This is a genomic window from Oceanibaculum pacificum, from assembly GCF_001618175.1.
In the GTDB taxonomy this organism is placed as follows: domain Bacteria; phylum Pseudomonadota; class Alphaproteobacteria; order Oceanibaculales; family Oceanibaculaceae; genus Oceanibaculum; species Oceanibaculum pacificum.
In genome coordinates this window covers 1-22,096 of sequence record NZ_LPXN01000126.1, presented here as the reverse complement: position 1 = coordinate 22,096, position 22,096 = coordinate 1, and the positions used below count along the sequence as shown (strand labels likewise).

Sequence of the window (22,096 nt, the reverse complement as noted above, 5' to 3'; positions counted from 1 at the left end):
CTTGTGCCGGGAATCCAGGGTGCAGCCTACACGACCGATATCCAGCAAGCGGAGGCCTGGACCCCCGCAACAAGTGCGGGGGTGACGGCCGGAATGGGGATGACGGAGTGGGGAGGCCGTAAGGAAGCGCCTTTAGCCCTTGCGGATAATCCGGTTCACATGGCCCATCTTGCGGCCGGGGCGGGCCTCGGCCTTGCCGTAGAGGTGCAGCTTGGCGGCGGGGTCGGCGAGGATGGCGGCCCAGTCATGCGCCTGGTCGCCGATCAAATTCTTCATCTCCGCGTCGCCATGGCGCGCCACCGACCCGAGCGGCAGGCCGCAGACGGCGCGGATCATCTGCTCGAACTGGCTGGTGACGCAGGCATCCATCGTCCAATGGCCGGAATTATGCGGCCGGGGGGCGATCTCGTTCATCAGCACGCGACCGTCGCGGGTCACGAACAGCTCGACCGCCAGCAGCCCGACCAGATCCAGCGCCTCGGCCATCTTGCGGGCGATCTCCTCCGCCTCGGCGGCCAGCGCCGGCGAGATCGCGGCGGGGGCGATGGTGGTGTCGAGGATATGGTTCACATGCCGGTTCTCGACTGGCGGATAGCACAGGCTTTTTCCGTCCGTCCCGCGCGCGACGATGACCGAGACCTCCATGTCGAAGGTAACGAACCCTTCCAGGATCGCCGGCTTGCCGCCGATGGCGGCCCAGGCCTGGGCCGGGTCGGTATCGGCGGCGATTTTAACCTGGCCCTTGCCGTCATAGCCCATGCGCCGGGTCTTCAGTACCGCGGGCGCGCCGATGGCGGCAATCGCGGCGGCCAGCTCGTCGGCCGCGCCCACGGCGCGGAACGGCGCGGTGCCGATGCCCAGATTGGCGGCGAATTCCTTTTCCCGTAGCCGGTCCTGGGCGACGCGCAGCGCCTCGGCACCGGGGCGTACCGGCACCGTCTCGGCCAGCCGCTCGGCGGCCTCGACCGGCACATTCTCGAACTCGTAGGTGACCACGTCGACGGCGGCGGCGAAGGCGTCGAGCGCCGCCGGGTCGGTATAGTCGGCGATGGTCGTGACGGCGCAGACCTGGCCGGCCGGGCTGTCGATCTCCGGCGTCAGCACATGCACCTTGTAGCCCAGATTGGCGGCGGCCAGCGCCGCCATCCGCCCCAATTGCCCACCGCCCAGCATGCCGATGGTGGCACCGGGGGCGATCATGCCGGTCTTCTTCATGCGATCAGGCTTCGTCCTTCGGAATCTCGGCGACCGACTCGGTCTGGCGCGCGCGGAAGGCCTCCAGCGCGGCCGCGACCTTCGGGTCCAGATGGGCGATGACCGAGGCGGCGATGAGGGCGGCGTTGATCGCGCCCGGCTTGCCGATGGCCAGCGTGCCGACCGGCACCCCGCCCGGCATCTGCACGATGGAGAGCAGGCTGTCCATGCCGGACAGCGCCTTGCTCTCGATGGGCACGCCGAACACCGGCAGCAATGTCATGGACGCCACCATGCCCGGCAGATGGGCGGCCCCGCCGGCCCCGGCGATCACCGCCTTCAGGCCGCGCGCCTTGGCGCTCTCGGCATAGTCGACCAAGCGCTTGGGCGTGCGATGGGCGGAGACGATGCGGCATTCATGGGCCACGCCCAACTGCTCCAGTATCTCCGCAGCATGACGCATGGTCGGCCAGTCCGACTGGCTGCCCATGATGATGCCGACGACCGGCTGCTCGCTTGCTGCTGTCACGCCCTGCGGCTCCCTGCTTTGCGGCTGCTCGCGCAAGAAAGCGCGGCATTATAGGGAGCGGCAGGGGGGGCGCAAGCTTTCCTCACCGCCAGCGGCCGCAACCCCTAATCATCGAAGCTCCGCAGCTCCTCCTCACGGTCGGGGGGAAACATCTCCCGGACGATCTGCCGCGCGTAATCGCGCAAGGCAGGATCGTCCAGACCTCCAAAGCTGCGGGCATAGCCGCGCACATAGCCATAGGAACGGTCGCGGAAGCAGAAGGCCGCGATCACATTATCCGTCTGGTCCGACATTTCCTGCGGGGCGAGCCCCTCGCACAGCGCGTCGTCGCTGGCCCCGGCGGCATTGTCGAACACGAAGATCACCCGCCAGTTCGGCTCGCTCACCGCCTCGCGGTTGGCGGTGAAGGCGATGGGCAGGCCGAACACCGCGCCGGTCGTCATCTCGGCCAGGCGCGGCGCCGTTTCCGCTGGCGGCTTGCCGAAGGCGTCTCCCTGGACCTGCAGCAGCACCGGCCCCTCGCGGCCGGCATATTGCAGATAGTCGCGGGCGAATTCCGCCGGGTAGCTGCCGCCGCCCCGCATGATCCGGGTGGCGCCCGGCCCGGTGCAGCCGGCTAGGATCGTCGATCCGGCGAGCAGCAGGGCCAGCCCTGCCTTGGAGGTGATGCGCATGACGCGTCCGTCCCAAAATGAAGCCTTATAGGGATATAGGTCCGGATTGCGGCGGCCTCTAGGCCGTTTTTCCCGCTGCCGCCACGGCGTCCGCCGCCAGCCGGGTGATCGTCGCCCAATCGCCGGCCGCCACCGCCGCCTCTGGCGCCACCCAGGAACCGCCGACGCAGAATACCGTCGGCAGCGCTAGATAGTCCGCCATGTTCGCTGCCGAGACGCCACCGGTCGGGCAGAAGCGCAAATCCGGCAGCACCGGGGCGATGGCCTTCAGCGCGCCAGGCCCGCCGGCCTGGGCGGCGGGGAAGAATTTCAGCGCGGTGAAGCCCAGCTCCCGCGCGCGCATCATCTCCGACACGGTGGCGGTGCCGGGCAGCAGCGGGATCGGCCCGTCCTGCGCCGCCTGCGCCAGATCCCCGGTCAGGCCGGGGCTGACGGCGAAGCGCGCGCCTGCCTTGGCGGCCGCTTCCAGATCGCCCGGTTTCAGCACCGTGCCGACGCCCAGCACCGCGCCCTCCACCGTATCGGCGATGGCGCGGATCGCCCCCAGCGCGGCCGGCGTGCGCAACGTCACCTCCAGCACCGGCAGGCCGCCGGCGACCAGCGCGCGGGCCAGCGGCACGGCGTGCGCCGGCTCGCGGATCGCCAGCACCGGGATCACCGGCACATTTCCCAGCATCGCCCGCAGCGTCATGGCTGCACCTCCCTGGATTTCTCGGTTATAACGCCTGACGACGTTGTAAACCCCATAAACAAGCGGAGGAATACCCCGTGAGCAATAAGCCCGATGTGCTGCTGACCCGCGCCGTCTATCCCGGCACCGTGGAGACGCTGGAGCGCGAATTCACCCTGCACAAGCTGTGGACCGCGCCCGACCAGGACAAGATGATCGCCGATCTCGCGCCCACCCTGCGCGTCATCGCCGGTGGCTATGGCTGTAATGCGACCCTCTTGTCGAAATTCCCGAAGCTGGGCCTGGTCGCCAATTTCGGCGTCGGCTACGACACGATCGACGTGGATTACTGCGCCAAGCACGGCATCCACGCCACCAACTCGCCCGATGTGCTGAACGACGAGGTGGCGGACACCGCCATGGGCCTGCTGCTGTGCACGGCGCGCAAGCTGGTCGTCGGCGACCGCTATGTGCGCGAGGGCAAGTGGCTGAAGGGCGCGATGCCGCTGACCACCAACATCACCGGCAAGACCATGGGCATCGTCGGCCTGGGCCGCATCGGCGAGGCGGTCGCCAGCCGCGCCATCGCGCACAAGATGAATGTCGTCTACCACAACCGCTCGAAGAAGGATGTACCCTATAAGTACTATCCGAGCCTGGTGGAGATGGCGCGCGACGTGGACGTGCTGATGGTCATCATCCCCGGCGGCGCGGAGACGGCGAAGCTGATCAGCCGCGAGGTGCTGGAGGCGCTGGGGCCGAGCGGCATCCTGATCAACGTGGCGCGCGGCACCGTGGTCGACGAGCCGGCGATGGTCGAGCTGCTGAAGTCCGGCAAGCTGGGCGCGGCCGGCCTCGACGTGTTCGAGAAGGAGCCGGAAGTGCCGCAGGGCCTGATCGAGCTGACCGAGAATGTCGTCCTGCAGCCTCATGTCGGCAGCGCCACCCACGCCACCCGCACGGCGATGGGCCAGCTGATGATCGACAATATCAAGGCCTTCCTGGCCGGCCAGCCGCTGCTGACCGAAGTGCCGGAAACCAAGGGCAAGTAAGCACCCTCTTCTCCCTCGTCACCCTTGGGCTTGACCCCGAGGGTGACGAGGGAGTTTCAGTTGGCCAGTCCTACAGCTTCGCGTCGGTCTTGGCGGCCCAGGAGATCAGCTTGGCGCTGGGCCAGACCCAGGCGATGCCGGCGATCAGATAGAAGGCCAGTTCCGCCGCCCAGTGGCGCGGCAGAAAATAGGTGCCGATCACCATCGCCAGCAGGGAATAGACGATCAGGCCGGCCAGAATGGCGAACACCGCGACGGTCGAGCGCCAGCGGAAGGGGAGACGTTCTTGCGACATGGCGGGAAGATAAGGCGGTCTGCGGCCGAAGGCCAGTGTCGAGCGGCCCTGCGCATCGACGGGCGTTCTTTATCAGGCTTCTATCATGTTGCGGCGGCCTGGCACATGCCGCACACTCAAGCAAAAGGGGCATAAGGGAAGGGGCCAACCTGGCGCGGTTTCACACCGACGCGAAAAGGAGCGGCCATGCGTTTATCCTTCCTCGGTTTCTGCCTCGCGATAGCCCTTGCCATCGCTTCCCCCGCCCGCGCCACCGGCATGCCGGTCGATGTGGCGCTGGTGTTGGCGGTGGACGTGTCCGGCAGCGTCGATGATTACGAGGCCTACCAGCAGCGCCAGGGTTATCTGGAAGCGATCCGCCATCCCGCCGTGATGCGGGCCATCCTGGACGGCCAGCATGGCCGTATCGCGCTATCCTATGTCGAGTGGGCGGGCGCGGATTATCAATGGACGGTGATCGACTGGACGCTGATCGACGGGCCGGAGGCGGCACAGAAATTCGCCGCCATCCTGGAGGCGCGGCCGAATAACCGATCCATGTGGACCGGCATCGGCGCGGCCATCGACCATTGCGTGGCGATGCTGGAGCGCAGCCCCTATGACGGCGTGCGCCGGGTGATCGATATTTCCGGCGACGGGCCGAGCAACCGGGGCCGCCCGGCGGAATTCGCCCGCGACGACGCCGTCGCCAAGGGCATCATCGTGAACGGCCTGCCGATCCTGAACGACCGGCCGCAGCCTTTCGGCTCGCCGACGCCGCGCGAGCTGAACCTCGACCGCTATTACGAGGAAAGCGTGATCGGCGGGCCGGGCGCCTTCATCGTGGTGGCGGAAAGCTTCGACGATTTCCGCATCGCCGTGCTGCAGAAGCTGATCCGCGAGATCGCCGCCCTGCCCGGACCGGTGCGGGTCGAGCTGGCGACGCTGGGCGATTAGCAGGGCTGGGCGATTAGCGGGCGAGGCGGCCCACCAGGCGCAGCAGGGCGGGCCATTCGCGCTTGCCGCTCGGGGTGGGGTCGCGCTCATATTGGCGCGCCGTATGCTCCGCCACCTCATGGCTCGGCAGCACCAGATCGGGATTGCCGGTCAGCGCCTGCACCTGAATCTGGCAGGAGCGGATCAGGTAGAACATGAAGATGAAGGCCTCCGGCACGGTGCGGCCGCAGACCAGCATGCCGCGATGCCGGCGGATGACGCCCATATGCTGGCCCAGCGCCGCCGCCGTGCGGGTGCCGGGGGCGCGGTTGTCGCCCGGCTCCGGCAACTCCTCGATGCCCAGGCGATTGTAGAACTGCATGGAAAACTGGCTGATCGGCAGCACGCCGGCCTGGCCGGCGGCAACCGCCCCGGCGGCGCTGCCGGTGACCTCGATGATCGCCTGCGCCTCCGGCCGGGCGGCCAGGATGGCGCGGTGCAGCGCCAGGGTCTCGGCATCGGCCCGGTCATCGGCGGCGTTTTCTGGAACGAACAGCACATCCTCGACGGTCATGCGGTCGAACGCCACATCGTCCGGCTTGGCCAGCACGCCGCCCGCGGCGCGCACGGTGATGCGGGCATCGTCGATATGCGCCAGCCGGTACAGGCCGAACAGCCGGCAGGTCGCCATCAGGTCCCGCCGCAGGGTCGATTCGTCTGTCGCGTCGCTCATGAAAATCCCCGGTTGATCCGTGCGCCGACAGTGAAAGCTGGCGTCCAACCTGTCAATCCAGCTAACGTTTCCGGCGTGCATGGCAGAGAGGAAAGAGGAACATGAGCACCCCTTATGGCGTGGCCGACGAATATGGCGTCCTGACCGATGTTTTGCTGTGCGAACCGGATCATTTCCGCTGGTTTCCGGCCAATTCCGTGGTCGAGGAAACGCTGCGCCGCGGCACGGCCTTCGATCTTCAGGTCGCCAAGCGCCAGCATCGGGAGTTCATCGAGGCGCTGGAGGGGGCGGGGGTTACCTGCCATTTCGTCGAGCCGGACCCGAACCTGCCCTATCAGGTCTATACCCGCGATCCCGACGTCACGACGCCCTGGGGCGTGATGGTGACGCAGATGTGCCGGCCGCAGCGCGTCGGCGAGGTAGCACCCATCGTGCGCTTCTACCAGGAGGCGGGGATCCCGATCTGGAACTGGATCACCGCCGGCTCGCTGGAAGGCGGCGACGTGCATCTGGTGCGGCCGGGCAAGCTGATGATCGGCTATACCGGGGAGCGCACCAAGGCGACCGCCGCCCGCCAGGCCGCAAGCTGGTTCGAGCAGGAGGGCTGGGAGGTGCGGTGCCAGCCCTTCGCCGAGCATTTTCTGCATATGGACCTGCTGTTCGCCATGGCCGCCGAGGGCGTCGCCGTCGCCTGCCTGGACGTGCTGCCCGAGGAATGCGTCGCCTGGCTGAAGGCGCAGAAGATCGAACTGGTGAACGTGCCCTACAAGGCGGCGATGGAGCTGGGCTGTAATGTCTTGGGGCTGGGCAACGGCAAGGTGCTCTCCACCGCCGCCTCCAGCGAGGTCAATGCCGGTCTGCGCGCCCTGGGGCTTGAGGTGCTGGACCCGGACCTGACAATGTTCACCATGGGCGGCGGCGGCCCGCGCTGCATGTCGATGCCCTTGCGGCGGGTCTAGCGCGGGCGGCCCGCGTCCGTCAGGCGATGATGTCCGGCAGCAATTGCGATTCGACGCGCGCGATCTGGTCCTTCAGCACCAGCTTGCGCTTCTTCAGCCGCTGCAGCTTGATCTGGTCGAACGGCACGGCATCCGACAGGCGCGCAATCACCTCGTCGAGGTCGCGATGCTCGGTGCGCAGCTCTTCCAGCCTTTCGAGGAGGCGGTCTTCGTCTTCGTCAACCATGCGGGCCGTTATCGTACTGAGGGCGGGCGAGGGCATCCAACTCTGTCATCGCGCCGGAACTTCCTGTTTATTGCCAGACTCCGATGAACGAAAAAAGGGCGACGTAGCGATATGGGCAAGAAGCGCATCGGAATATTGACCAGCGGCGGCGATTGCGCCGGCTTGAATGCCTGCATCCGGGCGGCAACTCACCATGCCTGCCAGCGGGGCTGGGAGATGGTCGGCATCCGTTACGCCACCGCCGGGCTGATGCGCCGCCCGGCCGACGCCGTGACGCTGACGCCCGACCTGCTGGACAGCAGCTTCCTGCGCCGCGCCGGCACGGTGCTGGGATCGGTGAACACCGGCGATCCCTTCGCCTTTCCGATGCCGGATGGCGGCCGGGCCGACCGCTCGGCCGAGGTGATCGAGGGCTATCGCTCGCTGGGGCTGGACGCGCTGATCGGCATTGGCGGCGACGGCAGCCTGGCGATTCTGCGCCGATTGGCGCAACAAGGAGGTATCGACCTGGTCGGCGTGCCCAAGACCATCGACAATGACGTGGCGCTGACCGAGAATGCCATCGGTTACGCCACCGCCGTGCAGGTCGCCATCGAGGCGCTGGACCGGTTGCAACCCACCGCCGCCAGCCATGACCGCGTGATGGTGCTGGAGGTGATGGGGCGCGACGCCGGTCATATTGCGCTGAACGCCGGTATCTCGGGCGGGGCGGATGTTATCTTGATCCCGGAAATCGACTATCGGCTGGAGCAGGTGGCACAGAAGGTTCGCGACGTTCGCGCGGGCGGCCGCAATTTCGCGCTGCTGGTGGTCGCCGAATCGGTGCGGACGCCCGAGGGCGAGGCGGTCACCCGCAGCCTGTCCGGCCAGACCCGCTATGGCGGCATCGGCCAGTATCTGGGCGACCGGCTGGCGGAGCTGACCGGGGCGGAGACACGGGTGACCGTGCTGGGCCATGTGCAGCGCGGGGCGGAAGCGGTGCCGCAGGACCGGCTGCTGGCCTCGGTCTATGGCGCGAAGGCGGTCGATCTGATCGCCGAGGGACGATTCGACCGCATGGTCGCCTGGCAGAATCGCCAGGTGGTCGATGTGCCGCTGGCGGAAATCGTGGATCGGTCGCATCGGGTCGATCCAGCCGGGCCGCTGGTGCGCACGGCGCGGCAACTGGGCATTTCATTTGGAGATTGAGGGGAATGGCGAAGCCAGAGGCGAAAGCGGAAACCAAAGCGGACGCCAAACCGGGGCTGTGGGCGTTCTCGACAGACATATACGAACGCCAGGGCGTGGCCGATATCTGCTTGGCGTTGCAGGATAAATTCGGGCTCGACGTTAATCTGCTGCTCTATGGCTGCTGGCGCGGCGAGCGCTTGAGCGAGCCGGAAATGGCGGCGGCGATGGAGCTTGTGGCCAATTGGCGCGACGAGATCGTGCGCCCGCTGCGCCGCTTGCGGCGGCTGCTGAAGCCGGGTTTCCCGCCGATCCCGGAAAACGACCTGCAAGTGTTCCGCCATCGCGTCGCCGATGTGGAGCTGGAGGCCGAGCGCTTGCAACAACAGGTGCTGGAGAGTGTCGGCGCGGATACGCTCGCGCCGAACGCCGCCGCCGCCGCCGCCAATCTGGCGACCTATATGCGGGTATCCGAAGTGCCGCTGAACGACCGCACGCAAGCGCTGGTGGTGGCGCTGCTGGCGGCGGTGTTCCCCGAGCCATCCTAGCGCATGACGGCCCAGCTCACCGCCGCCATTACCTTCGCGGCCTGCTGCGCCGACAAGGCCGCTGCCGAATCAGGGCGGCGGTGACGGCCAGCGCTCATCTTCTCGGCCCGGCGCTATGCCACTGAAAGCCGGGCTTCCTGTTCCGTCCAGAAGCTGTATTCGACGTCCTTCAGGTTGAATTTGCGGCTGTCGTCCAGGAAATCGTGGAAATGGATGACCACCTGTTCCGGCGCGATCAGCACGATTGCGTAGGCCGGCGGCTCGTGGCTGCCGGGCACGCCCTCGGCATCGCTGAAATCGAGCCAGACCTGATGGTTCATGGCGCGCAGGGTGGAAAACGGCACGCCGCGCCAGGAGCCGGAGATCGGCCGGTGCACATGGCCGAAGAACAAATGCCGGATGCGCGGCAGATAGGGCGTCATCCGCGCGCCGAACAGGTCGCGCTGCATCAGCCCGATGCGGTCCATCGCCGGCACGCCGACCGGAAAGGGCGGGTGGTGCATGAACAGGAAGACGGGGCTGTCGCCGCTCTCCGCGAGGCGCGCGTCCAGCCAGTCCAGGCGGGCTTCGTCGTACCAGCCGGCATGGGTGCCGGCCTTGGTGGTGTCGAGGAAGATCAGCCGGCCGGCCGGCATGTCGCGCACGCTCTGCACGGCCCCGGTCTCGTCGACCGGCACTTCCGGAAAGATATCGCGGAACACCGCGTTGGTGTCGTGATTGCCGACAATAAGCTGTACGGGCACGGTGAGCGCATCGAGCGACTGGCGCAGCGCCTGGAAGGCCTCGCGGTCGCCGAAATGGGTCAGGTCGCCGGTAATGACCGCCAGGTCGGCGTCGCCATGATTGCGGTTGATATCGGCGATGCAGGCATCCAGCCGGGCTTTCGGGTCGAGGCCGTAAAGCATCTCGCCAGCACGCACGAAATGGGTGTCGGTCAGGTGAATCAGTTTCATCGGGGGGGCTTTCAAGAAAGCGGGGCCAGCCGCGCGGCCGGCCCCGACAGGTCGATGACGGGTTTTAGCTGGCCTTCTTCGGCAGCAGCTTCTGGACGTCGCGGGTCATGTCGTCCAGCACCTTCTGCGGCTCGTTGGCACGGCTGCGGGTGACGATGGAGTTCATGTGGTCCTTGATCACGTCGGTGATCTTCAGGCCGTTCTCACCCGGAAAGGCGTACCATTTGGTGAGGATCGGCAACTGCTTCACGGCGGTGTAGTTGTTCGGATTCTGGACGTAGAAATCCTTCAGATACACTTCGTTGGCGACCTTGTTCGGCGGCATGTAGCCGGTGGTCTTGGCCATGATCGACGCACCCAGCGGGCCGGTGGCGAACTTCACGAACTCCCAGGCGGCCTTGTGCTTGGCCGTGTCGGTGGAGACGATCATGGCGACGTTGCCGCCAGCCGGCAGGCGGCCTTCGCCCGGCTTCACATCCGGGAAGGTGTGGGTCTTCAGGGTGAACTTGCCGCCGATCATCTCGGTGGTCTTGGCGAGGTCGGAGGTGGAGGTGATGTGAATGCCCGTCTTGCCGGCGGCGAAGGTGGCGCGGGCGTCCGGCTGCGACAGGTTCGGCATGTTGGCCTCGGTGACGAAGCGGGCCAGGGTCTTCATCGCGAACTGACCGGCCGGGCCATCGAAGGCCACCTTGCTCTCGTCCTCGTTCAGCATGGTGCCGCCCTGGGCGAAGACCGGGGCCTGCCACAGCCAGTTGCCGGTGATGTCCCACACATAGGTCAGGCCGTTAATGTCCGGGCCCAGCGCGTCGATCTTCTTCGCCATGTCGATCACGCCGTCCCAGGTGGTCGGCAGATTGTCCGGGTCGCCGCCGGCCTGCTTCACCAGATCCAGGTTCCAGTAGGTGATCGGCAGCGAGATGGCGAAGGGCAGGGCGTAGACCTTGCCGTTCTGCGCGCCGATGTCGAACATCGCCTGGTGGAAGCCTTCCTTCTCGAACTCCTTCTCGGCCTTGATGAATTCGTCCATCGGCACGGCGATGTCGCGGTCGACCAGGATGCGCACCCGGTTCAGCCCCTGGAAGGTGACGTCCGGCAGCTGGTTGGTCACCGCCTCGCGCAGGATCTTCTGGGTGCCTTCCTCGTAGGAATCGTAGGGCGTGCGGAAGGTGACCGTGATGTCGGGGTGGGTCTTGGCGAATTCCGCCTTCAGCTGCTTGTGGGTCTCGTTGAACAGCTCGCCATAGGGGTACTGCACGACGATCTCGGTGGCGGCCTGCGCCGCGCCGGCGATGGTCATGCCGGCGACGGCCGCGGTTGCGAGTATATGCTTCAGCATGGCGTTACTCCTGCTTGGTTGACGTACGGGGTTACTTCATGCCCGTCAGCGCGATGCCCTCGATGAAGCGGCGCTGCGCCATCAGGAAGGCGATCACGAGAGGGGCGATGACGATGGTGGCGGCGGCCATCAGCGGGCCGAAATCGGTGCCGGCCTCCTGATTGCGGAAGGCAGCGACGCCGAGCGGCGGTGTCAGCAGATGCTCGCTGTTGATGACGATCAGCGGCCAGAAATAATCGTTCCAGTGGGCGACCACGGAGAAGATGCCGAAGGCGGTCAGCGCCGGGATGGCGGTCGGCAGCATGACGCGCCAGACGATGCCGAACTCCGAGATGCCGTCCATCCGCGCGGCGTCGATCAGATCATCCGGCACGGTCATGAAGAATTGCCGCATCAGGAAAATGCCGAACACCGAGATGATGAAGGGCACGACCAGGGCTGCGTAACTGTCGAGAATGCCGATCTGGTGGAACAGCAGGAACAGCGGCACCGAGATGGCGTGCGGCGGGATCAGCAGACACAGCAGCACCACCGCGAACAGCGCCTGCTTGCCCTTGAAGCGCAGCTTCGACAGCGCATAGGCGCAGGGCAGCGCCACCAGCACCTGCAAGGCGAAGATCGAGATTGTGACGATCACCCCGTTCAGCAGGAACCACAGCAGCGGCGCCTTGGTGAAAGCGGCGGTGTAATTCTCCACCACCGCCAACTGGTCGGGCCACAGGCGGACATGATCGAGGAAGATTTCCGTCGAGGGCTTCAGCGAGGTCGAGATCATCCACACGAAGGGGGCCAGCATGAAGGCGGCGCCCAGCAGCAGCAGCGCATGGCGCAAAATGGCGAAGCCGAGGGTCGGGCGGGCGCTCATTGGTAATGCACCTTCTTGTCGAGAAGCTGGGTCTTCACCACCGTCAGCAGCAGCACGAAGACCAGGAAGATGACGGTGATGGCGGCGGCGTAGCCGGAGCGGAAAAACTCGAACCCCTCGGCGTACATGCTGTAGAGCAGCACCTCGGTCGCCTTGTTCGGCCCGCCCTTGGTCAGCACATGCACCGTGTCGAACACCTGGAAGGAGCGGATCGAGGTGATGACCACCACGAACAGCGTCACCGGCCCCAGCATCGGCCAGGTCACCAGGCGGAACCGCTCCCAGGCGCTGGGTACGCCGTCCATCTCCGCCGCGTCGTAGAGAAAGCGCGGGATCGAGACGATGCCGGCCAGGAACAGCACCATGTTGAAGCCGACCGCCTGCCAGATGCCGATCGTCGCCAGCACGTAAAGCGCCAGGTCGCCGTCGGTCAGCCAGTTCTGCGGCGCGATGCCGACCAGCTTCAGCAGCAAATTCACCAGCCCGAATTGCGGGTGCAGCATGAATTCCCAGACGATGGCCATGGCGATCAGCGTCGCCATGACCGGCAGGAAGAACACCGCGCGATAGAAGGTCTTGCCGCTGTCTCCGGCCTCGATCAGCAGGGCGACGCCGAGGCCCAGCAGCACCGAGCCGGGCACCACGATGGCGACATAGATCATCGTGTTGGTCAGCGAGATCCAGAACACCCGGTCGCCGAACATCTCGGCGTAGTTCTCCAGTCCGATGAAGGCGAGGCTCTTCGCGCCAAGCTGGTAGTCGGTGACCGACAAGGCCATCACCGCCAGGATTGGCCCGACCAGCAGGGCGAGCATCAACACCACCGCCGGCGTGCATAGCGCGTAGGCGGCCATTGCCTGGCGCAGCCGCACCCAGCGCCCCATCCTGTCGGAAACCGGCGTCGATACCGTCAGCGGGCGGTCCAGGGCGTGATCAACCATGGGCGACCTCCCGCCGCCGGGCGGCGCCAACGCCGATGCGCTTGCCGTCGCGGCCGAACAGCAAAGGCGGGCGGGAAGACAGGTCGATGCCGATCTTCTCGCCGATCTCGTGCCGGTGACCGTTCGGCGCGGTGCGCACCACAAGCGGCGGTTGGCCGCTCTCGCCGACCCGCACATGCACCAGAATGTCGGAGCCGAGATTCTCGACATGCGCGATCCGCCCGCGCAGCGCTGCCTGGGCGGGATCGGCCAGCAAGGCATGTTCCGGCCGGAACGCGAGCTTCACCGGGTCGCCCGGCGGGGCCGCGGCCTCGACCGGAATGACGCTGTCCTCGACCGCCAGCCCGCCATCGGGCCGCACGATGGCGGGCAGCACGTTGATCTTCGGGCTGCCGATGAATTCGGCGACGCGGATGTCGGTCGGATCGTTATAGACCGTGTCCGGCGAGGCCACCTGCAGGACAGCACCGTCCATCATCACGGCGATGCGGTCCGACATGGTCATCGCCTCGGCCTGATCGTGCGTGACATAGATGAAGGTGGTGCCCAGCCGGCGATGCAGCTGCGCGATCTCGGCGCGCATATGGACGCGCAGCTTGGCGTCGAGGTTCGATAGCGGCTCGTCCATCAGGAAGGCCTTGGGGTGGCGCACCATGGCCCGGCCCAGCGCCACGCGCTGGCGCTGACCGCCGGAAAGCTGGCCCGGCTTGCGCGCCAGCAGATGGCCGATATCCAGCATCGCGGCGACCGCTTCGACCTCGGCGGCGATGGCGCGCTCAATGCCGCGCGCGCCAGGCATGAAAGCGCCCAGATAGGGCCAGCGCTGATGTCCCTTCAGCCGCCGCATGCGCAGCGGCACGGCGATGTTCTCGCCGACCGTCAGATGGGGGTAGAGCGCGTAGGACTGGAACACCATCGCCAGGTCGCGGTCACGCGGCCGCAGGCTGTCGACCGGCGTGTCGGCGATGCGCACCGAGCCGCTGGATTGCAGCTCCAGCCCGGCGACGATGCGCAGCAGGGTCGACTTGCCGCAGCCCGACGGGCCGACCAGCGTCATGAACTCCCCGGCGCGGATGTCGAGATCGACCCGGCGCAGCACCTCGGTGCGGCCGAAATTCTTGGTAATGCCGTCTATGTCGATGCCAGCCATCGGGATCCCTGTCCTGTGTGCAGTAGGCCGGGAGACATTAGGCGGCGTATGCGGATCGTTTTTTGACCGTGGCTTGAATATTGGAAAACAAGAGGTACCGGATGGCCCGGCCGGATGATCCGCCGTCCGCTTCGCAACCGCTCGAAGGCGGCGATTGAGCGGGGAGGCAGGACTTGGTACTTTCGTACCGTACCGGTTCCGCTATAGGGCGACGCCATGCCGAAAGCCTTGATCGCCGACGACCACGCCCTGATCCGCAGCGGCCTGCGCGAGATGCTGGAAGGCTGCGCCCCGGGCATGCCGGTGCTGGAGGTCGAGACCCTGCCGCAGGTGATCGATTGTCTGGGCCGCGACCCGGAAATCGGGCTGGTGCTGCTGGATCTGGTGATTCCCGGCGCGCGCGGGCTGGAGGGGCTGGACCTGCTGCGCCAGCATTTCCCGGCGGTCGCCGTCATCGTGGTGTCGGCGGATGAGACGCCGGCGCTGATCCGCCGGGCGCTGGCGGCGGGGGCGGCCGGCTACCTGCCGAAATCGACCCGCACCGAGGTGATGGCCGGCGCGCTGCGGCTGGTGCTGGCCGGCGGCGTCTACGTGCCGCCCTCGATCATCGATGGCGAGGAGGAGCCGAGGCCCGAGCGGCCGGCCCTGGACCCGAAAACCCTGGGGCTGACGGAGCGGCAGGGCGAGATACTGGCGCTGCTGGGCGAGGGGCTGACCAACCGCGCCATTGGCGACCGGCTGGGGCTGGCCGAACAGACGGTGAAGAACCAGGTCTCCCAGACCCTGCGCCGGCTCGGCATCGCCTCGCGCATCGAGGCCGCCGTGCTGGCCCGCCGCTACCGGCGGCCCTAAGCCAGCAGGTGCTGCAGCATGGCGCGCAGCCGCATCGGCTGCAACGGCTTGTGCAGCACCGGGAAGCCCAGCCCCTGCACCTTCTGCAACAGCTCCGGCGCGGTCTCGCCGGTGACCATCACGGTCGGCACCGGCGCGCCCAGCCTTTCGGCCAGGCGGGCCGCCACCCAATCCCCGGTGCGCCCGCGTTTCAGGTGATAATCGACGATCATCGCTTCCGGCCGCCCGTCCAGCCGCTCCAGCGCCGCCGCCGCGTCCTCCAGGCCGGAAGCGGCGGCGCAGCGGCAGCCCCAGGCCTCGAACAGCAGCAGCGCCGCCCGGCGGATTTCCGGATCGTCGTCGATCAGCAGCAGGCGGCGGCCGGAGAGCACCCGGCTGGGCGCGGGCATCGGCGCCGCGGCCGCGACGGTCGCCTCGGCCGGGGCGGCATAGAGCGAGAAGCGCGCGCCGGCGCCGGGTTGCGTCGCCACTTCCAGCCGGTGTTCCAGCAGCCGCGCCAGCCGGTCGGCGATGGACAGGCCGAGGCCAATGCCCTGTTGCGCCGCCGCGCCTTCCAGACGGTGGAATTCGTGGAACACGGCCTGCGCCTCGGCGGGGTCGAAGCCTGGGCCGCTATCGATCACGTCGATCCGGAACTCCGCCCCGCGCCGCCGCACGCCCAGCACGACGCCGCCGGACTCGGTGTATTTGATCGCGTTGGACAGGAAATTGCGCAGGATGCGCCCCAGCATGGCCGCGTCGCTGCGCACCGCCAGCCGGCTCTCCAGCACGGTCAGCCGCAGCCCCTTGCGCTCGGCCTGCGGCATGAATTCTCGCCGCAGCACTTTCAGCAACGGGCCGAGCGGCACCGGCGCGAAGGCCGGGGCGACCACGCCGGCATCCAGCTTGGAAATATCGAGCAGCGCGTCGAACAGGCCGGAAACCGTTTCCAGGCATTCGCCGATCTGGCCGGCGATCTCCTTCTGCCGGTCTTCCTCCAGCCGGGCCGACAGGGCGGAGACCAGGATGCCGACGGCATGCAGCGGCTGGCGCAGATCGTGGCTGGCCGCCGCCAGGAAGCGCGACTTGGCGAGGTTCGCCTCCTCCGCCGCGCGCTTGGCGAGGGCCAGGGCCTCCTCGGCGCGCTTGCGGTCGGTAATGTCGGTATAGACGCCGACAATGCCGCCCTCGCGGGTGCGTCGCTCGCGCGATTGCAGCCAGCGCCCGTCGCGGAGCTGGATGAAGGTGTCGCTGGCCAGATTATGGCAGTCGAGCCGGGCGCGGCGATATTGGTCGGGGTCCCACCCGGCCGGCAGCAGGCTGATCTCGGTGACGCTGGTGTTGGCGATGTTCATTTCCACCAGCGAATCGAACCGCACGCCGGGGCGCACTTTCTCCGGCTCGGCGAAGAAGCTCTTATAGCGGGAATTGCAGAACACCATGCGGTCCTCCGCGTCCCAGATTACGAACGCCTCGGACGCGCTTTCGATGGCGTCGATCAGGCTGTCGGCCTGCGTGTCCTTTGGTGGACATCTTTGCTGGTCTTGCGCCACCATGGCATCGCCCCAATGCATCGGGAAAACCACCATTCTAAAGTGCCGGCGGCAGCAGATTATTTCGGTTCGATGAAGTTTCCGCCGACCGGATGTCCAAGAAAAATTGTGCTGCACTAAGCAGATAACCGTGACCAGCAGCGGCGTAAGCCTCTAGATTGAGCCATCGCTTTTGAAAACCGAGGGCTGGCCGCTGTCGATGCGAGGCTTGTTTTTCCTGACCGGGCTGCTTCTCGCCGGCATGCTGTTCGGTGCGGCCGGCGCGGTCGCCAGATCCTATTCGGTCGGTCCCGACCTGCCCTACGATCTCTACGAGGATCCCACCGGCCGGATGACGCTGGAGGATTTCCTGGCGCTGCCGGCGGAGGAGCTGCGGCGGGAGAACCGGGTGCTGTCGCGGGGCTACACCGACTCGGCCTTCTGGCTGCGCTTCACGATTCCCAGGGAGCGCTTCGAGGACGACGCGCTGTGGATGCAGCTCAGCCCGGTCTATCTCGACCTGCTGACCCTGTACAGCCGGCCGCTCGATGGGGCAGCGCCCTGGCGGCGGCGGGAGGCCGGCGACCGCTGGGGCGCGCCGGACGACGATCTGAACTATCGTTTCCCGGTCTATACCTTTTCCCAGCCGGCCCCGGCGAGCGAAGGCTACGACATCGTCCTGCGGGTGCAGAGCACCAGCGCCGTGATCCTGTTTCCGATGCTCTGGCAACCGGCGGCGTTCCTGGGGCAGGCGGCGTGGGCGACTTCCTTCTGGAGCTTCTATTTCGGCATGGCCGCATTCTCCAGCGCGCTCGCCATCCTGCTGGCGCTCTACCTCAACAGCCGGGTGCTCTGGTCGATCGGGTCCGTTTCGGCGGTGTATCTGGGCATTGCCTGCATCCAGGGCTATGTGACCTGGCTGTTCGGCGATATCTGGGGGCCGCTGCAACATTACCTGACCAGCATCATGACGCTGGTGACCTACAGCACGATTTTCTGGATGTCGGCGGAGGTGCTGAATATTCGCGAGCATTCGCCCCGGCTGTACCGCGGGGTCATGGCGGCGATCGGCCTCAGCCTGCTGTTGCAGCTTTCCATTCCCCTGGGATTCTACGAATTCGCCAAGGACATGCAGATCGTCATCTGTGTGGTTATCGCCGGCATGGCCGTGCAGGCGATCCTCCGGCTCTACCGGCTGGGGCGGATGCGCAGCATGGATGCCGCGATCGTCACCTTGCCGGCGGTGTTTTCGGTGACCGGCCTGCTGCATGAGCTGATGCTGCGCGGCCTTATCGGCTTCAGCCCCATGCTGTTCGGGCAGTGGCAGTTCGTCATGATGGCTATCATGCTGACGGTGATGATCCTGATCGTGCGTCGGATCAGCCAGGAAAGGCAGCTTGAGCGCGAATTGCGGGTCGAGCGCGAAGCCAGCTTCAACCAGCGCCAATTCGTCGCCATGGTGAGCCACGAATTCCGCACGCCGCTGGCGGTCATCTCCGCCGCGCTGGAGAATCTGCGCCCCGGCCTGGCGGATCGGGAGCAGGTGCTGAAGCGCTACGACAAGATCCAGCGCGCCACCGACCGGCTGTCGCAGCTTACCGATAATTGCCTGGCCGATGCCCGCCTGTCGGCCGATACGCTGTATCTCGACATGCAGCCGGTCGACCTGGTCGAACAGGTTCGCGCCGCCGCGCAGCTGGTGGAAATGTCCGACCTGCACCGGCTGCATCTGACGGTCGGCGGGCTACCCGATACCGGCGCGCCGGTCATCGTGCAGGCCGATCCGGCCCTGCTGCGGATAGCCTTGTCCAACCTGCTGGACAATGCGGTGAAATATTCCGAGCATGGCCGCATCGATGTCGGTATCGTCCGCCGGGACGAGCGCTATGTGGTGTCGATCCAGGATCAGGGCCGGGGCATCCCCCGGGGCCAGGCCGGCCTGATCTTCGAGCGCTACCGCCAGGGGGAGAGTCAGGGCCGCCGACGGCAGCGCGGTTCCGGGCTGGGCCTGTTCGTCGCCCGGCAGATAGCACTGGCCCATGGCGGCGATATCATCCTGGCCGCCAATACGCCGGCCGGATGCCGCTTCGAGGTTTTCCTGCCCGCAACGCCGCCAGCGACCGATTCATGAGCAAACCCACACCCCGTATCGCCCTCATCGAGGATAATGACGATCTGCGCGAGGAGCTGGTGTTCTTCCTGCAATCGAAGGGCCTCGCGGCCTGGGGCGCGGCCAGCGCCGAGGATTTCTGGAAGCAGCTGCACCGCAACCCGGTCGATATCGTGCTGGTCGATCTGGGTTTGCCGGGCGAGGACGGATTCAGCGTCATCGAGTATCTGAACGAGATGTCGGGCTTCGGGCTGATCGTGGTCAGCGCGCGCGGCGGCCAGACCGACAGGCTGCGCGGCCTCACCCTGGGCGCCGACGTGTATCTGGTGAAGCCGGTGAATTTCGCCCGCCTGGCGGAAGAGATCGACAAGCTGTGGGCGCGCATCCGCGGCGACGGCCTGTCGGAGGATTCGTCCTTGCAGGAGGCGGCTCAATCGTCGAACTGGACGCTCGACGCCGCCCGGTCCTGCCTGGTCGCCCCCGATGGCGGGATACTCAGGCTGACGGCGCAGGAATTCGCGCTGCTGCAAATCCTCTATCGCAATCCCAGCCAGGTCTACGCCAAGGAAATCCTGCACGACCAGCTGTTCGAATATGACGAGCATCCGGAAACCCACCGCATCGACGTCATCCTGAGCCGGCTGCGGAAGAAGGCGCGGGAACAGCGTTTCCGACTGCCGATCCGGGCGATTTTCGGCAAGGGCGTCGTGTTCATCGACTCCTGACGGAATTTTCGATTCCTTGAGACAATTGAGACGGTTGAGACTGACCGTCCTGAAAATCTTCCCCCACAAAGACGGGTAGCAATGGTCTCGTGCGACGGTTGCGCGCGTGCGGTCGTATGCCGGAAAACCGGTGACGATCGGGCCGCGCCCGGAACATTCGCGGGGGACCTCCAAAGTCACATAAGGGGTCCTTTGAATGTTTTACGCCACTGCCAACAGTAAGCTGCTTGTCATCGACGGCGCGCTTTCCGGCGCGACGGACCTGATCGAGGCGCGGCCAGCGGATTTCGCCGTCGCCTATCTGACGCCGGAAGCGACGCCCCTGGCGCAGATCGCGGCGCTGGCGGAGCGTCATGGCCCGCTGAGCGACCTGCACATCCTGTCCCATGGCGAACCCGGCGCGCTGCATCTGGCGGGCGCTCTGGTCGATGCCGCCGGGCTGGCGGGGGAGGCGGCGGCGCTGCGGCGCATCGCGGCCTGCCTGGCGGCTGACGCGGAAGTGCTGCTCTATGGCTGCTCGGTGGCCGAGGGCGAGATCGGGCAGGATTTCGTGGCTGACCTGCAGGACGCGCTGGGCGCGCCGGTCGCCGCGTCGCAAGGTCCGGTCGGCGGCACGGCGCTGGGCGGCGGCTGGTCGTTCCGCACGCCGGACGGCCTGCCGGCTATTCCCGCCTTCACCCCGGCGGCGCGGGAAGCCTTCGCCGGGCTGCTGGCGGAGTACACGCTGGTGCATAACCCCGTCATGGGGCCGTACGATGAGATTACCGGCACCGCCGGCGACGATACTTTCGTTGTCGATGCCAATTTGGCGTTGAATGAGGATGACGAGATCGATGGCGGCGCCGGCTACGACACATTGATCATCAGTGTGGCGCATAGCGTCGATTTCAACGCCACGACCCTGGTCAATGTCGAGGAAGTGGTCATCGAGAATGCCAGCGGCTCGGTTCAAATCACCCCCCATAATGCCACCGTCGCGGCCGGCGAGACCCTGATTGTCGATGCCTCCGCCGCGACCAAATTCGTCAGCTGGAATGGATACAGGGAGACCGACGGCGCTTTCTCCATCACCGGCGGCTCGGCGGGCGACAATCTCGAAGGCGGCGACGGCGCCGACACGATCTCCGGCGGCGACGGCGACGATTATTTCGAGAGCAATGGCGGGGCGGACAGCCTGACCGGCGGGGCCGGCAACGACACCTTCCTGGGCACCGTTGGCGACCATGCGGGCGACACCATCACCGATTTCGCCATCGGCGACACCATCGTGGTGCAATCCGCGGACCTGTCGACGCTGCTGAATGGCGCTGCCGCCAGCGGCAAGCTCGATCTGGGCAACGGCAATTTCATGACGCTCACCGGCATCACGGCCGACAGCGGCGACTTCAAGGCCGTTTACAGCAATGGCTCCACCACCATCACCCTGGCGCCCAAGCCGGTCGACCTGACCGTCGACGACGAGACGCCGGTGTTGGGGGCGGGCGATGACACGATCAACGCCGCCATCGCGAACGCGCTGAACGAAGGCGATGTGATCGACGGCGGCATCGGCAGCGACACGCTGGTCATCTCGGCGGCGCAGGATGTCGGCTTCACCGACACGACGCTGACCAATGTCGAGACGGTCAACATCAGCCATGCCAGCGGGGCGGTCAAGATCACGACCCACGACGCCACCGTCGCCGCCGGCCAGACCATGATTGTCGACGGCTCCGGGGCCGATGGCGCGATTTCCTGGGACGGCAGCGCGGAGACCGACGGGGCCTTCGCGATCACCGGCGGCGCGGGCGACGATTCTCTGACCGGCGGCGGCGGGGACGATGCGATCATCGGCGGTGCCGGCGACGATACGCTGGCCGGCGGCGTCGGAAACGATACGCTGACCGGCGGTGCGGGCGAGGACGTCTTCCAGGGCGGCGTGGACGATCTCGATGGCGACACGATTTCTGACTTCGCCATGGGTGACAGCGTTGTCCTCCAAGGCGTCGACTTGACGGCGCTGAACGGTCTGGCGGCCAGCGACGCTATAGAGCTGGGGGGCGGCAAGCTCCTGACGCTTACCGGGCTCAGCGCGAACAGCGGCACCTTCAAGGCCGCCTATGACGCGATTACCGGCGAAACCACGATCACCCTCGCGCCGCCGGAGCTGACGGTTGGCAACGATTCCTTCACGGGCACGGCGGGCGACAATAGCTTCAATGCCAGCATCGCCGATGCGCTGAACGCAGACGACAACATCAATGGCGGTGACGGCAACGACACGCTGAACATCACGGCGGCGCAGGACGTCACCTTCAGCGCCACGACGCTCACCAATGTCGAGACGGTGGCGATCGGCCATGCGACCGGCACCGTCAAAATCACCACCGACGACGCGACGGTGGCGGAAGGCCAGACCCTGACCGTCGATGGCTCCGCCGCCACCGGGGCGATTGACTGGAACGGCTTTGCGGAAGCCGACGGCAGTTTCATCCTGATCGGCGGCAGCGGTGACGACACCATGCGCGCCGGCATGGGTGCCGATACGCTGACCGGCGGGGCCGGCGCGGATAGCTTCATTGCCCCGATAAACCGGTGGGCCGGCGACACCATCACCGACTTCGCGGTTGGCGATATGATCACGGTGACGATCTCCAATCTGACGGCGCTGAACGGCCAGGCCGCCAGCGGCACCATCGATCTGGGCGGCGG

The 22,096-nt window shown here is 66.7% G+C and carries 22 protein-coding genes; 9 read left to right on the top strand and 13 right to left on the bottom strand.

The window, feature by feature from the left end; translation table 11 throughout:
• Window positions 1–132: 132 nt before the first annotated feature.
• From AUP43_RS13035 to eda, 4 genes are all read right to left on the bottom strand, one after another.
• Window positions 133–1,215 carry a 5-(carboxyamino)imidazole ribonucleotide synthase gene (locus tag AUP43_RS13035; RefSeq protein WP_067557806.1) on the bottom strand — a complete coding sequence of 361 codons (1,083 nt, stop codon included), beginning with the start codon at window positions 1,213–1,215 and terminating at the stop codon, window positions 133–135.
• A gap of 4 nt (window positions 1,216–1,219) precedes the next feature.
• Entirely contained in the window at window positions 1,220–1,684 is a 465-nt protein-coding gene (gene purE, locus AUP43_RS13030) for a 5-(carboxyamino)imidazole ribonucleotide mutase (RefSeq protein ID WP_067557815.1), read from the bottom strand.
• A 143-nt stretch (window positions 1,685–1,827) separates the two neighbouring features.
• Window positions 1,828–2,397, bottom strand: a complete 570-nt coding sequence (locus tag AUP43_RS13025) for a hypothetical protein (RefSeq protein ID WP_067557802.1) — start codon at window positions 2,395–2,397, stop codon at window positions 1,828–1,830.
• A 58-nt stretch (window positions 2,398–2,455) separates the two neighbouring features.
• Entirely contained in the window at window positions 2,456–3,088 is a 633-nt protein-coding gene (gene eda / locus AUP43_RS13020; RefSeq protein WP_067557799.1) for a bifunctional 4-hydroxy-2-oxoglutarate aldolase/2-dehydro-3-deoxy-phosphogluconate aldolase, read from the bottom strand.
• Between the two features lie 77 nt (window positions 3,089–3,165).
• Here eda and AUP43_RS13015 point away from each other — a divergent pair, with 77 nt between their 5' ends.
• Window positions 3,166–4,119: a 2-hydroxyacid dehydrogenase gene (locus AUP43_RS13015; RefSeq protein ID WP_067557796.1), complete on the top strand. Its 954-nt coding sequence runs from the start codon at window positions 3,166–3,168 to the stop codon at window positions 4,117–4,119.
• Between the two features lie 70 nt (window positions 4,120–4,189).
• Here the strand turns inward: AUP43_RS13015 and AUP43_RS13010 are convergent, their stop codons facing one another.
• On the bottom strand, window positions 4,190–4,414 hold the full coding sequence (locus tag AUP43_RS13010; RefSeq protein WP_067557792.1) for a DUF2842 domain-containing protein: 225 nt from the start codon (window positions 4,412–4,414) through the stop codon (window positions 4,190–4,192).
• A 186-nt stretch (window positions 4,415–4,600) separates the two neighbouring features.
• On the opposite strand from AUP43_RS13010, the gene AUP43_RS13005 reads away from it, so the two are divergent.
• Window positions 4,601–5,350, top strand: a complete 750-nt coding sequence (locus AUP43_RS13005; protein ID WP_067557789.1) for a DUF1194 domain-containing protein — start codon at window positions 4,601–4,603, stop codon at window positions 5,348–5,350.
• 13 nt (window positions 5,351–5,363) lie between these two features.
• Here the strand turns inward: AUP43_RS13005 and AUP43_RS13000 are convergent, their stop codons facing one another.
• The gene (locus AUP43_RS13000) at window positions 5,364–6,062 is read right to left on the bottom strand and encodes a class II aldolase/adducin family protein (protein ID WP_067557786.1); all 699 of its coding nucleotides are present in this window, start codon (window positions 6,060–6,062) and stop codon (window positions 5,364–5,366) included.
• Window positions 6,063–6,163: 101 nt separating this feature from the next.
• Here AUP43_RS13000 and AUP43_RS12995 point away from each other — a divergent pair, with 101 nt between their 5' ends.
• Window positions 6,164–7,021: a dimethylarginine dimethylaminohydrolase family protein gene (locus tag AUP43_RS12995; protein ID WP_067557783.1), complete on the top strand. Its 858-nt coding sequence runs from the start codon at window positions 6,164–6,166 to the stop codon at window positions 7,019–7,021.
• Between the two features lie 19 nt (window positions 7,022–7,040).
• Here the strand turns inward: AUP43_RS12995 and AUP43_RS12990 are convergent, their stop codons facing one another.
• Window positions 7,041–7,247, bottom strand: coding sequence for a YdcH family protein (locus tag AUP43_RS12990; RefSeq protein WP_067557780.1), 207 nt, complete (start codon window positions 7,245–7,247; stop codon window positions 7,041–7,043).
• Window positions 7,248–7,358: 111 nt separating this feature from the next.
• Between AUP43_RS12990 and AUP43_RS12985 the strand changes: the two genes are divergently transcribed.
• Both AUP43_RS12985 and AUP43_RS12980 read left to right on the top strand, forming a co-directional pair.
• Complete coding sequence (locus AUP43_RS12985) at window positions 7,359–8,435, top strand: ATP-dependent 6-phosphofructokinase (protein WP_067557777.1); 1,077 nt, start codon at window positions 7,359–7,361, stop codon at window positions 8,433–8,435.
• Between the two features lie 5 nt (window positions 8,436–8,440).
• Entirely contained in the window at window positions 8,441–8,962 is a 522-nt protein-coding gene (locus AUP43_RS12980) for a TIGR02444 family protein (RefSeq protein ID WP_067557774.1), read from the top strand.
• Between the two features lie 113 nt (window positions 8,963–9,075).
• Here AUP43_RS12980 and AUP43_RS12975 read toward each other — a convergent pair whose 3' ends face one another.
• The 5 genes from AUP43_RS12975 to AUP43_RS12955 all read right to left on the bottom strand — a co-directional run bounded on the left by AUP43_RS12975 (window position 9,076) and on the right by AUP43_RS12955 (window position 14,207).
• Window positions 9,076–9,915 (bottom strand): phosphodiesterase, encoded by an 840-nt coding sequence (locus AUP43_RS12975; RefSeq protein WP_067557770.1) that lies wholly within the window; start codon window positions 9,913–9,915, stop codon window positions 9,076–9,078.
• A 64-nt stretch (window positions 9,916–9,979) separates the two neighbouring features.
• Window positions 9,980–11,251 (bottom strand): ABC transporter substrate-binding protein, encoded by a 1,272-nt coding sequence (locus AUP43_RS12970; protein ID WP_067557767.1) that lies wholly within the window; start codon window positions 11,249–11,251, stop codon window positions 9,980–9,982.
• Window positions 11,252–11,282: 31 nt separating this feature from the next.
• Window positions 11,283–12,116 (bottom strand): carbohydrate ABC transporter permease, encoded by an 834-nt coding sequence (locus AUP43_RS12965; protein ID WP_067557764.1) that lies wholly within the window; start codon window positions 12,114–12,116, stop codon window positions 11,283–11,285.
• Window positions 12,113–13,057: a carbohydrate ABC transporter permease gene (locus AUP43_RS12960; protein WP_084462793.1), complete on the bottom strand. Its 945-nt coding sequence runs from the start codon at window positions 13,055–13,057 to the stop codon at window positions 12,113–12,115. Before AUP43_RS12960 ends, AUP43_RS12965 begins: the two co-directional genes overlap by 4 nt.
• On the bottom strand, window positions 13,050–14,207 hold the full coding sequence (locus AUP43_RS12955) for an ABC transporter ATP-binding protein (RefSeq protein ID WP_067557761.1): 1,158 nt from the start codon (window positions 14,205–14,207) through the stop codon (window positions 13,050–13,052). The genes AUP43_RS12960 and AUP43_RS12955 overlap by 8 nt, the downstream gene beginning before the upstream one ends.
• Before the next feature lie 216 nt (window positions 14,208–14,423).
• Between AUP43_RS12955 and AUP43_RS12950 the strand changes: the two genes are divergently transcribed.
• Window positions 14,424–15,059, top strand: coding sequence for a response regulator (locus tag AUP43_RS12950; protein WP_067557758.1), 636 nt, complete (start codon window positions 14,424–14,426; stop codon window positions 15,057–15,059).
• On the opposite strand, the gene AUP43_RS12945 is transcribed toward AUP43_RS12950, so the two are convergent.
• Window positions 15,056–16,627 carry an ATP-binding response regulator gene (locus tag AUP43_RS12945; protein WP_232315152.1) on the bottom strand — a complete coding sequence of 524 codons (1,572 nt, stop codon included), beginning with the start codon at window positions 16,625–16,627 and terminating at the stop codon, window positions 15,056–15,058. The two genes, AUP43_RS12950 and AUP43_RS12945, sit on opposite strands and share 4 nt — an antisense overlap.
• A 163-nt stretch (window positions 16,628–16,790) precedes the next feature.
• Between AUP43_RS12945 and AUP43_RS12940 the strand changes: the two genes are divergently transcribed.
• The 3 genes from AUP43_RS12940 to AUP43_RS12930 all read left to right on the top strand — a co-directional run.
• Window positions 16,791–18,701 carry a sensor histidine kinase gene (locus AUP43_RS12940; RefSeq protein WP_157089348.1) on the top strand — a complete coding sequence of 637 codons (1,911 nt, stop codon included), beginning with the start codon at window positions 16,791–16,793 and terminating at the stop codon, window positions 18,699–18,701.
• Window positions 18,698–19,405 (top strand): response regulator transcription factor, encoded by a 708-nt coding sequence (locus AUP43_RS12935; RefSeq protein WP_067557752.1) that lies wholly within the window; start codon window positions 18,698–18,700, stop codon window positions 19,403–19,405. Before AUP43_RS12940 ends, AUP43_RS12935 begins: the two co-directional genes overlap by 4 nt.
• 196 nt (window positions 19,406–19,601) lie before the next feature.
• On the top strand, window positions 19,602–22,096 hold a 2,495-nt coding region (locus AUP43_RS12930; protein WP_084462792.1), incomplete at its 3' end, for a DUF4347 domain-containing protein.